The sequence below is a fragment of the Shewanella sp. BJSY2023SW005 genome (assembly GCF_047314585.1).
Lineage (GTDB): Bacteria > Pseudomonadota > Gammaproteobacteria > Enterobacterales > Shewanellaceae > Shewanella > Shewanella algae.
In genome coordinates, this window is record NZ_JBKORJ010000062.1 from 56608 (window position 1) to 69592 (window position 12985).

The window sequence follows — 12985 nt, forward strand, 5'->3', positions numbered from 1 at the left end:
ACACCCGCCACGGCAGGTTCAGTTGAGAATGGCCGCCAGCTCTCTTTGCCCCAAATAATCGTGCACCAGCTGCCGCACTTCACTGCCGCTCCTGAGTGTCAGCGCCTCGGCCAACAACTGCTCGAGTTCACTGCTGCGCACTCGCCGCAGCAGATAATTTATTCTGGCCAAACTCCCCTGGTTCATACTCAGGCGGTTATAGCCCATGGCGACAAGCAGCAAAGCGCCGCCGGGTTCACCGGCCAATTCGCCACAGACACTGGCACCTAGGCCATATTGACGGCAGGTCTCCCGCGCCTGTTTCAGTGAACGCAATATCCCAGGATGATAGCTGTCAAACAGGGCGCTGACCCTGGGGTTGTTGCGATCTACCGCCAACAGATATTGGGTCAGGTCGTTGCTGCCGACGGAAACAAAATCAACACGCTTGGCGACTTCATCCAGTTGAAACAGCAGCGCCGGCACCTCCAGCATAATGCCGACCTTGGGTCTTTTCAGCTCAGGGTTCACATCCGACTTAAGCTCGGAATAAGCCTGTTCGATATATTCCAGCGATTGATCTATCTCATCGAGATTACTGACCATGGGCAGCAAAATATGCAGTTGCTCACCGCTGCCGCTGGCCTGGAGCATGGCGCGAATTTGCACCAGAAACAGCTCGGGATGGTCCAGCGACAAGCGAATGCCACGCCAGCCCAAAAATGGGTTTTCCTCCTTGATGGGGAAATAAGGCAAGGGTTTGTCCCCGCCCACATCCAGGGTGCGCATCACCACGGGCCGACCGGACGCCGCCTCCAGCACCTGGCGATACACCTTTACCTGCTCAGACTCGCTGGGAAAGCGCTGTTGCAACATGAAGGGGATTTCGGTGCGATACAACCCAATACCATCGGCGCCTTCGGCGATTTCCGAGGCCAAACCGCTTAGCAATCCGGCGTTCATGTAAAGGTGAATACGCTTGCCATCGACCGTCTCGGCCGGCAGGTTCAGCTCTCTGGCGTATTGCCGCTGCAACGCTCTCTCGGCAGACAATAAACTGCGGTACTCACCGACCACGGCCGGAGACGGTGACACCATCAGCTGACCGCGAGTGGCATTGAGCACCAAAAGCTTCTTGTCGATGTCGGCAGCCAAGACCTGGTCGACCCCTGTGATGGCCGGTACACCCAGCGCCCGGGCCAGAATAGCGGCATGGGAGTTGACCCCGCCAAGCTCTGTCACTATCCCGGCCAACTTTTGCCGCGGAAACTCGGCCAACAAGGTAGTATCCGCCTCACGGGTCACCAGAATAACCGGCTTATCGGCATTGAGCTCCAACCGTTCCGGCTCAATCAACTGGCGCAGCACCTTCTGCCCCAGGTCACGGATATCGCTGGCCCGCTCTTTGAGATAGGGGTCTTCCATCGCCATAAACTGGGTGATGTAACGCAAAGACACGCGACTGACCGCCGACTCGGCGCACCAACCCGCAAGCACCTCATCGCGATATTCGCCCCCAAGGCTGGCCTCTTCCAGCAAGAGTTGCAGCGCCGAGAAGATAGACACCACCTCTTCATCCTGCTCACGGTCAAAACGCTGTGCCAGGGTACTCAGGGTGTTACGGCAACGCTCGATTGCTGTCTTGAGGCGCTCAAGCTCATTGGGGATATCTGCTGCGGTTTGATCCGGCTGCTCCAGTGATATCTGCCCGCCCAGCACCAAAGCATGGGCAATGGCGATACCATTGGAGGCCGGCGTGCCCTGAAACAGGATTTGCAGCTGATCTTCCTTGACGCTGGCTTTTTGTTTGAGGCCGCGAATGGCCATGGCCAACTGCGCCGCCAGCGTCATTAGAAAGGCTTCTTCCCCTTCACTGAACTGACGGGCACTGGGCTGCTGCACTACTATGACGCCAAGCAACTGTTTCTGATAGATAATGGGCGCGGCGAGAAAGGCGCGATATTCCTCTTCGGCCACTTCGGGAAAGAGTTTGAATCTGGGATGGGCTCTGGCATCAGCAAGGTTGATAGCTTCTTCACGCTCGGCAACCAGGCCTACCAGACCTTCGGTCAACGGCATGCGAACCCGGCCGACGGCACTGGGTTCCAAGCCATCTGTGGCGGAGAGGACCAACTCATTTTTATCCAGAATATAGATAGAACAACACTGAGTGCTCATGGCGGCCTTTATCTGGCCGACCAATAGCTCAAGGGCAGCCTCAAGATCCCTTGCGGCCGCAACTGCCTGAGTAATATCCCTGAGCGTGTTTAACACCTGTTCCCCCTTTCGATATCAAACCTCAGCCTGCTGCTCTTTGTCGTCCCCGTCGGCGTGAAGGCTCCCGTGTCTGCAATGCCAGAGCCGTGGTGGCGAACTCTTTCATAACCTTACGGTAGACGTCACGTTTAAAAGATACGACCTGACGCACAGGGTACCAATAACTTACCCAGCGCCAGTCATCGAACTCAGGATGGCCGGACGAATTCAAGTTGACGGCACTGTCCTGACTCTTGAGCTGGAGCAAAAACCATTTCTGCTTTTGGCCGATACAGACAGGCTTGCTGTCCTGGCGCACCAAACGCTTTGGCAATCTGTATCGCAACCAGGAGCGGGTGGATGTCAGTATCTGCACATGTTCCGGCCTGAGCCCTACTTCTTCATACAGCTCTCGATACATGGCATCTTCAGCGGATTCACCGTCATCCAATCCCCCTTGGGGAAACTGCCAGGAGTGCTGACCGAAACGCCTGGCCCACATTACTTGGCCAAATCTGTTACAGATAATGATGCCCACATTTGCGCGAAAACCGTCGCTGTCAATCACATGGACTCCGAAAAAGCGATAAATTTCAATGATTCGATTGTTTCACAATCCCACGTCGGCAGCAATTCTCTATTTACGGCTTTTTCTCTGGATAAGCAAATGGAGTTTCCCACTTTATCAACAACCGCTCTGCCATGTTTGAGTGGATATCCACAAAAACTGTGGATATCTCTGTTTGAAACTCGACTGAACTTCTGGAAACGCTGTTTTTTGCAACCCTTACAGTCTAAGCCCAAAAGTAAAAATCAAAACAAAATCACTTTAAATACAAAAAGATAGACACATAAAAAAGAAAGCAATCGACAGCAACCCTATCAACAGAGCACTTTTTAACCAACGAGTAATCAGAACCGACTTGCGGGCAATATCACAAAACTTTATTCACACCCCATGGCCAAAAACTTGGCTTAAAGGTCCAAAATGGTGTCAAAACCCGGTTGACACTCACCATTATTTGCTTTATTAAAGCCAAAAATACTCAGTTATCCCAAAATGTTGTGGATAAGTTTGTTGGCAACACAGGGGAAATCGGCGAGTAACTCAGGAAAACCATTATTCGGCGGTCAACCAAAAACACTTTAGCCAATAAAAACATTAAGATACAAACTTGCACACAGGGGATTGGCTTGGTTTGCACAGTGGCGGTCGGTTTTTGTACAACCTTGTTATCCAGTGCCGCTCAGGTAAAATCAGCGCCATGAAAACCAATATCATGCCGCCAAGCTCATTGGCACAACTACTGCAGCGCGCTGACGATATCGCCGGGCTGACTCTTGGACAGCTCGCCGAATCCTTAGGGGTAGCCGTGCCCAGAGACTTTCGCCGCGACAAAGGTTGGACCGGACAACTGCTGGAACTGGCATTGGGGGCGACAGCGGGCTCCAAACCTGAGCAAGACTTCCTGCATCTTGGGGTAGAGCTTAAGAGTATCCCGATAGATGAGCGCGGCATGCCGCTGGAAACCACCTATGTTTGTGTCGCGCCGCTGACCAATATCTCAGGACTGCGCTGGGAACAGAGTCTGGTGTATCACAAGTTGCAGCGGGTACTGTGGATCCCGGTTCAGGGAGACAGAGAACTTTCTCCGGGTGTTCGACGTATCGGCTCACCGCTGCTGTGGGAACCCAGCACAGAGGAAGACAGGCTATTGCGCCAGGACTGGGAAGAGATCATGGAGCTTATCAGCATGGGCAAAGTCAGCAAGATCACCGCCAGGCACGGTGAGGTATTACAGCTCAGACCCAAGGCGGCCAACAGCAAAGTGTTGACCGAAAGTATTGCCGAAGACGGCAATATCCAGATGACAAACCCAAGGGGCTTTTATCTCAAGACCCAGTTCACCAAAGGACTACTTGAGCGCTTTTTTGGCTGATATCGACTCTAATCCGCACTTGCCTTGATTAAGATCACAATTACCACTGGAAATCAGAGGGGTATATTCTATAAACTAGCGCATCCTGAGAAGGCCCCTTAAATTTAGGATAGATTTCACCTCGTGAGAGCGCGTCGCCAGGCCAAAAAGCTTCTGTTTGCCATTATGGCATGGACGGGAGCCATGGCAGCTTTTGTATTTTTTCGCTATGCCCAAACCACTGAGCTGCCTCAGTGGGCTGTCGGCTCGGCGGATCTCGCGACCCTGGCCGCCTACATGGGAGTAATTTTCGGCAGTCTGCATTGGATGTCGAACCTGATAGCCGATTTCAGTGCCATCAATCGCCTGCCCTACGTCTTCTCCGTCATCTTCAAAGGGCTGTTTCTGCTCTTGGGCGCCACTACTTTGGCTTATATGACCCAGTACCTCAATATGTGGGCCATAGAGAACCATATGGCGACCTTGAGACAGATGCTGACAGTGCATATCCTCTATAGCCCCTCATTCCAGGCGCTAATCATCTATCTGGTGGTCGTACGGGTCGGGCTCGCCTTTATCGAACAGATGGCCCTGCTGGTGGGGCCCAGGATCCTGCTGAATATAGGTCTGGGTAAGTATCATAAGCCCAGATACGAGCAGCGACTGTTTCTCTATCTCGATATGGTGGCTTCCACCACCCATGCCGAATCTCTGGGGGATTACCGCTTCAGTCGACTGATCCAGGACAGCTTCAGCTTACTTTCCGACACAGTCACCAACAATGATGCCGAGATCTATCGTTACATGGGTGACGCTGTGCTCATTCACTGGCCATTGGAAGACGGCATCATCAACGACAGATGCATGAACATCTACTTTGAATTCAGCCAGCAGCTCAATTGGCAGCGACGCTATTTTGAAGAACATTACGGCTTTGTTCCCAAGTTCAAGGCGGCAGCTCATTGCGGCCAAGTGGTTGCAGCCGTGGTTGGGGTGCAAAAGCAGGAGATCAGTTTCTTCAGCGACGTGCTCAACACCTTGGCGAGACTGCAGGATCAGTGTAATCCCTTAGGACAAAGGATGCTGCTCTCCGGCGCGCTGGTAGCGAGGCTGGAAAACGACGACAGTGAGTATCAGCTCACCAATCTGGGACCGGTCAAGCTCAAGGGAAAACAACACTCCATTGAAGTTTTCGGGGTTAAGCCCAAACAAGGTAATCAGTCATAAAAAAACGGCCCATCAAAGGGCCGTTTTTTATTGATATGGATTGAATCCAAGCCTAAACCTGCTGCTGCAGCAGCTGCTGGATCTCCAACCCCAAAGTTCTGAAGGTCAGGATCCGGCTGGTTGTCTGACGCCACACCAAGCCTATCTCACGAAATGGTGCCTCCCCTGGAGGGCTCATCACCGCAAGATCCGTGTCTTTCAATATCCCTGCATCTATTGCCATCTGCGGCAGGAAAGTCGTGCCCAGTTTACTGTTCACCATCTGTACCAAGGTATGCAAACTGGTGGCGGCGAAAGGATTGACCTTGGCGCTGTCACCCAGCTGGCAGGCACTGATGGCATGACCGGTAATGCAGTGCTCACTCTGCAACAGAAAAATACTCTCATCCGGCAGCGCCTGATAGTCCACCGGTTCATGAATATCGGCAGACAAGTCCTTGTGCACCACCATCTTGAAAGGGTCTATACCCACCTTCATGCTGTGATAGCCGGAAGTATCGGCCGGCAGAGCTAACAACAACAGATCCAGCTCGCCCTTACCCAAGGCAGTCAACAAACGCTCTGTGGTGTCCTCTTTCAGCAGCAGACTCAGATCCGGATAGGACTTCTGGCACTGCTTAACTACACGGCTCAGCAGGAACGGAGCAATGGTGGGAATACAGCCAAGCCGAATCTCCCCTGTCATGGGTGCGCCCTGGTTCTTCACCAGCTCCACCAAATCGTCGACATCGGTCAGAATCTTCAGCGAACGCTGCACCACTTCTTCACCAATAGCAGTAAACATAAAGGACTTGTGGTCCCGCTCGATCAGCTGATAGCCCAACTGCTCTTCCAGATTCTGGATCCCGCTGGAGAGTGTCGATTGGCTCACATGGCACACCTTGGCCGCCCGGTTGAAGTTCTGCTCCTGATGCAGATTCACCAGATAATAGAGGTTTTTCAAACTGGGTAAGTGTTTCATTTTGTCGATTACCAATTAAGTAATGCATTAGAAAGTTCTATCTAATCTAACACAAAAAGTCTGCCGAGCAGCAGTATCAGATCAGGAGTGTGACCGAGGCGATAAATCATCCAGGTAAGAAATCCATTGCTGAAGCGGAAATAGCAGAAAACCCAAGCCTTGACGGCTAAGGTTCAGGTATTAGAAAAGGGGTAGTGGCGGGAGTTTCTGAGTACCTTGGCAGCGCCGGAGTTTCTCTCCGGCACCCAAGGCCGGAATTTATGCTTTGGCTTCGAGGAAAGACTTAAGTTGCTGCAGATCTTCACCGGCATGTTCAACAATGATTGTCAGCCACTCTTTGTGCCCGGCTTCCCATTCTGCTTCTTCACCGTGTTGCAGTTGCTGTGCTGTCTGTTGGATCCGTTTCAATCCTACAGAGCCGGCAGCACCTTTGAACTTGTGAGCCTCGGCACACAGGGTATCCTTGTCTCCGGCCGCCTCGGCCTTTTGCAGGTTCGCGACATACTCTGGCAGCAACTGTTCAAATAACACCACACTCTTGAGTAAGGTGCCGGCACCTATAGCACTACAGTACTGCTCCAGGGTATTGAGATCTAAGATAGTATCCAGTTCAGTTGTGGCCATGAAGGCGCTCCTCGAATGTGTCAGATTTACCACATCATACCCGCTAAAATTGCAGGTGCAACTTATAGGCGTCAAACGGGTCAAAACTTTCTTGCATTTAACATTAGTGATACAAAAAGCGAGAACAACTCATACAAAAGTTTATAGGCTATTGATTTAAATTGATTAACCCAGAGCCCTGCCCGCCCTTGGCCGCCAACTCATCCACCAGTGCTACCAAACCTATCCAGCGCTGAGCGCACCAATCCGGCGCCAGCAACACGGGACGACTGGCATAGGCGGTCACCCGATGAAACACTATCTCTTTTGGCGTATGACGGATCAACTGCGCCGCACTGATAACATACTCCTCCAGTGTCGGCGGCTGCAACCTGCCCGCTTCCCAGGCCTTGGCCATGGTACTGCCGGCCACTATATGCAGGGGGTGCAGTTTAAGACCCTCCACTCCAGAGTCCAAAACCGCATCCAGAGTTTGTAGATGCTCCGTCATACCTTCTCCCGGGAGTCCGAGGATCAGATGAGTACACACCTTGAGTCCGCGACTACGGGCTCGTAAGACGGCATCCTGATAGACGGCAAAGTCATGGCCACGGTTAATCCGTTTGAGCGTGGCATCGTGAGCACTCTGTAAACCCAGCTCCAACCAGACTTCACTGCCGTTTTGTTGATATTGCGCCAGCAGATCAAGCACTCTATCCGGTACGCAATCCGGGCGGGTACCGACACACAAACCCACTACCTGCTCGCTCTGCAGCGCCTCATCGTATTTACGCTTGAGCTCGGCATACTCTTCATAGGTACTGGTATAAGCCTGGAAGTAAGCCAAAAACCGCGAAGCCTTTGCCTGCATCTTCTGTTTGCCGGCCTCGAGCTGAGCCGCAATCGACAAGTCGGTTCCATGTTCATGACTGAAGGATGCGACATTACAGAAAGTGCAACCACCGCGCCCCAGAGTTCCGTCGCGATTGGGACAGGTAAAACGCGCATCCAGAGTCAGCTTTTGTAACCGTTGACCAAATTGTTGCCGGCAGTATTGACCAAAGGTAGTGACAAAGTCGTCCAGTCCCATTTGCTTCTCTCAAAAAAGTCGCCAGTCTAACGACTCCTGTTCAGGGCCGCTCTGCTCCAGGTCAATTTATGTCACAAATGACTGCTGCTTTTGCTGGTGATCGAAGACCAATTCGATTGGATGCAACCCGATCCAGCTCACACTTTTATGAATATTTAGTCACTCCAGGCAATTTTTTAACGCAAGAGACAATCAGGCTGGAAATCAGTTTTTCTTCTGCAAGGATAATTCGAGGCTATTTGTTAAAATTAAGTGAACATCAAATCACCCCAAAGTAGATTTTCTTTTCATTCATAGTGTTATACAGCTCAATTTTCAGTTTACGTTAACGTAATGCAATTAAAGATTCTGTATGAAACACCCCAAATATCATCAAATATATGCAATATTTAGGTTTGACCTTTAGCAAGTCTCAGGATAATTTGGATGGTTCGGGTGCATATCTATAGAGTTTGGTACTCTCTCCCGAGTAGTAATAGTGATGTTAAGGGAGGTTTTGTATGAGCTTGTATCATCCCAGTTTCGAGCGGGATAACTGTGGTTTTGGATTGATAGCCCAGATGGATGGCGAAGCCAGCCATCGCATTGTTCGCACGGCAATCCATGGCCTCGACCGCATGAAACATCGTGGTGGTATTGCAGCTGACGGACGCACTGGCGACGGTTGCGGTTTGCTGATGCAAATGCCCACAGGATTCTTTGAGGCCATTGCGGCCGAGCAGGGCTGGCATCTCAGCCGTAAGTTCGCCGTTGGCATGCTGTTTTTAAACCAGGACGAAACCCTGGCAGCCGAAGCCAGAATATTGCTTGAGCGGGAACTGGAGAAAGAGACCCTGAGTATTGCCGGCTGGCGTCCGGTTCCGGTTAACCCGGAAGTGCTCGGCGAGATAGGCAAGTCCAGTTTGCCGCAAATTTGGCAAGTGCTCATCAATGCTCCCATTGGCTGGCGTGAAAAAGATCTGGAGCGGCGCCTCTATATGGCTCGCCGCCGCCTCGAGCAGCAATTGACTCAGGATAAAGACTTCTATGTAGCCAGCCTTTCCGGCCAGGTCATTGTCTACAAAGGCTTGATGATGCCGGCCGATCTGCCGGCCTTTTATCCGGATCTGGCCGATATTAGGCTGCAAAGCTCTATCTGCCTGTTCCACCAGCGCTTCTCGACCAACACCTCACCCAAGTGGCCACTGGCACAGCCGTTCCGTTTTCTGGCCCACAATGGCGAGATCAATACCATCACGGGTAACCGCCAATGGGCTCGGGCGCGGGCTTACAAGTTCAATTCACCGCTGCTGCCTGACTTGCAGCAGGCCGCCCCGTTTGTCAATGAAACCGGCTCAGATTCATCGTCACTGGACAATATGCTGGAGATGCTGCTGGCCGGCGGCATGGACCTTTACCGCGCCATGCGTTTGCTTATCCCGCCTGCATGGCAGAGTAACCCCGAGATGGATGAAGAGCTCAAGGCCTTCTATGACTTTAACTCCATGCATATGGAGCCTTGGGATGGCCCGGCCGGGATAGTCATGACCAACGGTCGCCACGCCGCCTGCGCGGTTGATCGCAACGGGCTGCGGCCATCACGCTATGTAATCACCAAAGACAGAATTCTCACTCTGGCCTCGGAAGTGGGTATCTGGGACTATGGCCCGGATGAAGTGATTGAAAAAGGCCGGGTCGGCCCGGGTGAACTTTTGGTGCTCGACACCCTCAGCGGCCGTCTTTATCAGTCATTCGAAATCGATAACGACCTCAAACGTCGTCACCCCTATAAGGAGTGGATGGCAAAGAATAGTCAGACTCTGGTGCCGGCTGAGCAACTGTCGCCGCAGGATCAGGGCGTCAGTGAATTCAACCAGGGCACTTTGCTGCAGTACCAGAAGCTGTTCGGCTACAGCCGAGAAGAGCTTGAGCAAGTGATCTGGGTACTGGCCAGCAAAGGCGAAGAAGCCACCGGCTCCATGGGCGATGACACTCCGATGGCAGTGCTGTCGAAGAAACAGCGCTCACTGTATGACTATTTCCGGCAAAAGTTTGCCCAGGTCACCAACCCGCCAATCGATCCGCTGCGGGAGAAACATGTGATGTCGCTGGCCACCTGTATCGGCCGCGAGCAGAACCTGTTTAACGAAACCACGGGACACGCCTATCGGGTGATGTTCAATTCGCCTATCTTGCTGTTCAGTGACTTCAACCAACTGCTGAGTCTGGACAGCACCTATTACCGTGCCAACAAGGTTGACCTTAACTATCCGGCCTCCGAAGGCCTGAGTCAGGCAATCAAACGGATCACGGATGAAGCCGAGCGCCTGGCACGCACCGGCACTACCCTGATAGTGCTCTCGGATCGCGCCGTCAGCAAAGATACCCTGGTCATTCCGGCCGCCATGGCGGTAGGTTCAGTGCAGCAGATGCTGGTGAACAAGAGCCTGCGCTGTGACACCAACATCATAGTGGAGACGGCCTCGGCCCGGGATCCGCACCATTTCGCGGTACTGCTGGGCTTTGGCGCTACGGCCATTTACCCCTATCTGGTGTACGAGTCCATTGCCGAACTCGCCAAGCGCCATCAGGCCGAGGATATCGTCAATCTGATGCTCAACTTCCGCTACGGCATTGAGAAGGGGCTGCGCAAGATCATGTCCAAGATGGGGATCAGCACAGTCGCCTCCTATCGCTGCAGCCAGCAGTTTGAGGCCATAGGCCTGGCCGACGAGGTCATTAAACAATGCTTCAACGGCGTGGTCAGCCGTATTCAGGGTGTGGGTTTCGATGGCATAGAAGCCGATCAGCAACTGCTGAGTCAGGCGGCCTTCCGCCCCCATGTGCCGCTGCCGCAGGGCGGTTTGCTCAAGTACGTTGAGGGCGGCGAATACCACTGCTTCAACCCGGATGTGGTCAACACCCTGCAACAAGCTCTGAAAGAGGTGGATTACCCGCTCTATAAACGGTTTGCCGAGTTGGTAGACCAAAGGCCGGTCGCCACCTTGAGGGATCTACTGAGCATCAAACAGCAGCGCGAGAGCATAGCGCTCAAGGATGTGGAAGGGGCCAAGACACTCTTTCCCAGATTCGACAGCGCCGCCATGAGTATCGGCGCCCTGAGCCCGGAAGCTCACGAAGCGCTGGCCATCGCCATGAACCGTCTCGGCGGCCGCTCAAACTCAGGCGAAGGCGGTGAAGATGCCCGCCGATTCAACAGCGAGCGCAATTCGGCCATCAAGCAGATAGCCTCTGGCCGCTTTGGGGTAACCGCCCATTATCTGATTAACGCCGAAGTGTTGCAGATCAAGGTCGCCCAGGGTGCCAAGCCCGGTGAAGGCGGTCAGCTGCCCGGTCATAAGGTCAGTGTTGAAATCGCCGGCCTCAGGCATGCCCGCCCGGGCGTGACACTTATTTCACCGCCGCCGCACCACGATATCTACTCTATCGAGGATTTGGCGCAGCTGATCTTCGATCTCAAGCAGATAAACCCCAGGGCGCTTATCTCGGTCAAGCTAGTCTCTGAGCCGGGCGTTGGCACCATAGCCACAGGGGTCGCCAAGGCCTATGCCGATATGATTACCGTTTCCGGCTACGATGGCGGCACAGGCGCCAGCCCGCTGACATCGGTCAAGTATGCCGGCAGCCCTTGGGAGTTGGGCCTTGCCGAAGTTCACCAGTCTCTGGTGGCCAATGGTCTGCGACATAAAATACGCCTGCAGGTGGATGGTGGTCTCAAGACTGGCACAGATGTTATCAAGGCAGCCTTACTGGGTGCTGAGAGCTTCGGCTTTGGCACTGTGCCCATGATAGCGCTCGGCTGCAAATACCTGCGTATCTGCCACCTCAACAACTGTGCCACCGGGGTCGCCACTCAGGACAAGACCTTGAGAGACAAGCACTATCATGGCTTGCCCGAGCGAGTGATGACTTACTTTGAGTTTGTCGCCGAAGAGGTTCGTGAATGGATGGCCAAGCTGGGGGTCAGTGAGTTTGAACAATTGGTAGGACGCAGCGATTGGCTGCAGGCCATCGAAGGCCAGACCGCCAAGCAGCAGGGACTGGATCTTACCCCTATTATGTTCAAACCCGAAGTATTGCCAAGCACCGGTCTGACCTGGAAAGAGACCAATACGCCGGCAGATCCCGGCAGCCTGAACCAGGAACTGCTGGCCAAGTGCGCCGAGCGCGCCACCAAGGGCGAAGGTTTCGATGTCTGCTTCCCCATCAATAACACCGACCGCTCGGTAGGCGCCGCGCTTTCGGGCCATATCGCGGCAACCTGGGGCGTAAAAGGCTGTCCCAAGCCGATAAGGCTCAGCTTCAACGGCAGCGCCGGTCAGAGTTTCGGGGTCTGGAACAGCCCTGGACTCGAGCTGTCACTGTGCGGCGACGCCAACGACTATGTGGGTAAAGGTATGTCCGGCGGCAAGATCGCCATCTATCCGCCGCTCGGCAGCGCCTTCCAATCCGAGCGCAGCGCCATTGTCGGTAATACCTGCCTCTATGGTGCCACCGGCGGCAAGCTGTTTGCGGCGGGACGAGCCGGTGAGCGTTTCGCGGTCAGAAATTCAGGAGCGCTGGCGGTAGTAGAAGGGGTCGGTGACAACGGCTGTGAATATATGACAGGCGGCATAGTGGTGGTGCTGGGTACCACGGGCGTCAACTTTGGCGCCGGTATGACCGGCGGTTTCGCCTATGTGTTCGACCAATTCGGCCGCTTCAACCGTAGGGTCAATACCGAACTGGTCGACACCCTCAAGCTGGAGTCGCCGATTCATCAGCAACACCTCAAAGGGCTGATAGAGCAGCATGTGGCCGAGACCGGCAGTGAACACGCCAGTGCCATTCTCAGTGAGTTTGAAAACTGGCTCGATTGTTTTGTCCTGGTCAAGCCCAAGAATATTCAGGTTTCGGATCTGCTCAAACTGGAACAACCGAGCCCGGAACTGGCCGTAAAAGCGGGGTAAG

At 53.6% G+C, this 12985-nt stretch carries 8 protein-coding genes; 3 read left to right on the forward strand and 5 right to left on the reverse strand.

Features of this window, described 5'->3' with window-relative positions:
- Positions 1-18 precede the first annotated feature (18 nt).
- Positions 19-2253, reverse strand: coding sequence for a phosphoenolpyruvate--protein phosphotransferase (gene ptsP / locus ACMHXI_RS19580; protein ID WP_044734950.1), 2235 nt, complete (start codon positions 2251-2253; stop codon positions 19-21).
- A 25-nt stretch (positions 2254-2278) separates the two neighbouring features.
- On the reverse strand, positions 2279-2803 hold the full coding sequence (gene rppH, locus ACMHXI_RS19585) for an RNA pyrophosphohydrolase (RefSeq protein ID WP_025010542.1): 525 nt from the start codon (positions 2801-2803) through the stop codon (positions 2279-2281).
- 697 nt (positions 2804-3500) lie between these two features.
- On the opposite strand from rppH, the gene mutH reads away from it, so the two are divergent.
- Together mutH and ACMHXI_RS19595 are read left to right on the forward strand one after the other, a co-directional pair.
- A complete protein-coding gene (gene mutH / locus ACMHXI_RS19590; RefSeq protein ID WP_208184962.1) occupies positions 3501-4175 on the forward strand; it encodes a DNA mismatch repair endonuclease MutH in 675 nt (224 codons plus the stop codon).
- Positions 4176-4298: 123 nt separating this feature from the next.
- Complete coding sequence (locus ACMHXI_RS19595) at positions 4299-5381, forward strand: adenylate/guanylate cyclase domain-containing protein (protein ID WP_025010540.1); 1083 nt, start codon at positions 4299-4301, stop codon at positions 5379-5381.
- 52 nt (positions 5382-5433) lie between these two features.
- On the opposite strand, the gene oxyR is transcribed toward ACMHXI_RS19595, so the two are convergent.
- From oxyR to ACMHXI_RS19610, 3 genes are all read right to left on the reverse strand, one after another.
- Positions 5434-6342 (reverse strand): hydrogen peroxide-inducible genes transcriptional activator OxyR, encoded by a 909-nt coding sequence (gene oxyR, locus ACMHXI_RS19600; RefSeq protein ID WP_028779775.1) that lies wholly within the window; start codon positions 6340-6342, stop codon positions 5434-5436.
- Between the two features lie 258 nt (positions 6343-6600).
- Positions 6601-6966 (reverse strand): Hpt domain-containing protein, encoded by a 366-nt coding sequence (locus tag ACMHXI_RS19605; protein ID WP_025010539.1) that lies wholly within the window; start codon positions 6964-6966, stop codon positions 6601-6603.
- 148 nt (positions 6967-7114) lie between these two features.
- On the reverse strand, positions 7115-8035 hold the full coding sequence (locus ACMHXI_RS19610; RefSeq protein WP_145839032.1) for a TIGR01212 family radical SAM protein: 921 nt from the start codon (positions 8033-8035) through the stop codon (positions 7115-7117).
- 500 nt (positions 8036-8535) lie between these two features.
- On the opposite strand from ACMHXI_RS19610, the gene gltB reads away from it, so the two are divergent.
- On the forward strand, positions 8536-12984 hold the full coding sequence (gene gltB / locus ACMHXI_RS19615; protein ID WP_413735892.1) for a glutamate synthase large subunit: 4449 nt from the start codon (positions 8536-8538) through the stop codon (positions 12982-12984).
- The last annotated feature ends 1 nt before the right edge of the window (position 12985 follow it).

What these genes read in the sequence shown, in the direction of transcription:
- gltB (WP_413735892.1), top strand. Translation starts at nt 8,536, where the DNA reads ATGAGCTTGTATCATCCCAGTTTCGAGCGGGATAACTGTGGTTTTGGA.
- ACMHXI_RS19610 (WP_145839032.1), bottom strand. Translation starts at nt 8,035, where the DNA reads ATGGGACTGGACGACTTTGTCACTACCTTTGGTCAATACTGCCGGCAA.
- ACMHXI_RS19605 (WP_025010539.1), bottom strand. Translation starts at nt 6,966, where the DNA reads ATGGCCACAACTGAACTGGATACTATCTTAGATCTCAATACCCTGGAG.
- mutH (WP_208184962.1), top strand. Translation starts at nt 3,501, where the DNA reads ATGAAAACCAATATCATGCCGCCAAGCTCATTGGCACAACTACTGCAG.
- oxyR (WP_028779775.1), bottom strand. Translation starts at nt 6,342, where the DNA reads ATGAAACACTTACCCAGTTTGAAAAACCTCTATTATCTGGTGAATCTG.